This is a genomic window from Bradyrhizobium genomosp. I (2014) (assembly GCF_000261685.1).
Classification (GTDB): domain Bacteria; phylum Pseudomonadota; class Alphaproteobacteria; order Rhizobiales; family Xanthobacteraceae; genus Bradyrhizobium.
In genome coordinates, this window is sequence record NZ_AJQE01000483.1 from 1 (window position 1) to 1,278 (window position 1,278).

Here is a 1,278-nt window from a genome sequence, read left to right on the forward strand (position 1 = left end):
TGAACTGGTCCCGGTTGTCTGAACAAAACTTCCGCGTCGATAAGTGGAGCGTCTGCCGGGGTTAGGCCGCCGCGCGGAGCGGAGGAAGATCGAAGTAGGCTTGATCCGGGGTGCGGTCGTCAAGGCTCGAATGTGGGCGACGGCGATTGTAGAAGTCGAGATACCGGCCGATCGAGTTACGGGCCTCGCTGACGTTTTCATAGGCTCGCAGATAGACCTCCTCGTATTTGACGCTGCGCCACAGCCGTTCGACGAACACGTTGTCCCGCCATGCCCCCTTGCCATCCATGCTGATGGCGATGCCGTAGCTGGCAAGCAGACTGGTGAACGCCGCGCCCGTGAACTGCGAACCCTGGTCGGTGTTGAAGATTTCCGGCCTGCCATGACGAGCGAGAGCATCCTCCAACGTCCCGACGCAGAAGGCCGCCTCCATCGTGATCGACAGCCGCCACGACAGAACACGGCGTGTCGCCCAGTCCAGCACCACGGCGAGATAAACGAAGCCGTGCGCCATTGGAATGTAGGTGATGTCCATGGCCCAGACCTGGTTCGGCCGCGTGATCTCGATGCCGCGCAGCAGATACGGATAGATCTTGTGACTGGGCTCGGGCTTGGTGGTGCGCGGGCGGCGATAGAGCGCCTCTATCCCCATCCGCCGCATGAGCGTCTTCACATGCCGGCGGCCGATCTTGCACCCCTGCAAAGCCAGCAGGCCTCGCAACATACGCGAACCGGCGAAGGGATACTCCAGATGCAGCCGATCGAGACGCTGCATGATCTCGAGGTCGGCTGAAGAGACTGGACGCGGCAGATAGTACACGCTGCTGCGGCTGACCTTCAAAATCTCTGCTTGCTTGGTGATCGGTAGATCGTGTTCACAATCGATCATCGCTTTGCGCTCAGCCATCCCGCCTTGGTGAGCGCGCCTTCTAAAAAATCGTTCTCCAGCGTCAGCTCTCCGATCTTGGCGTGCAGCGACTTCACATCGACCGCGGGCGTGGCCGGTGTCCCGCCTCCCGGTCCGAAAATATCGGAGGCGCCGCCCTCAAGCTGGGATTTCCAGGCCGTAATCTGATTGGGATGAACGTCGAAATGCTCCGCCAACTGGGCTATCGTGCGATCGCCCTTGACGGCGGCCAGCGCCACCTTCGCCTTGAAGGCCGGTGAGTGGTTCCGGCGCGGTCGTCTGCTCATGGTTTCTCCTGTTCACGGCGATTATCGCCGCTGTCAGGCAGAAATTCCACTTATCGTCCTGTCCAAATTTGTGGAGCCGGCTCT

Annotated in this window: 1 protein-coding gene; it reads right to left on the minus strand. The window is 60.6% G+C overall.

The window, feature by feature from the left end:
* Positions 1-61: 61 nt before the first annotated feature.
* A protein-coding gene (locus IC50_RS38145) for an IS3 family transposase (protein ID WP_085974147.1) occupies positions 62-1,194 on the minus strand; the annotation gives its coding sequence in 2 pieces (ribosomal slippage) (positions 62-939 and positions 939-1,194; 1,134 coding nt in all).
* Positions 1,195-1,278 lie beyond the last annotated feature (84 nt).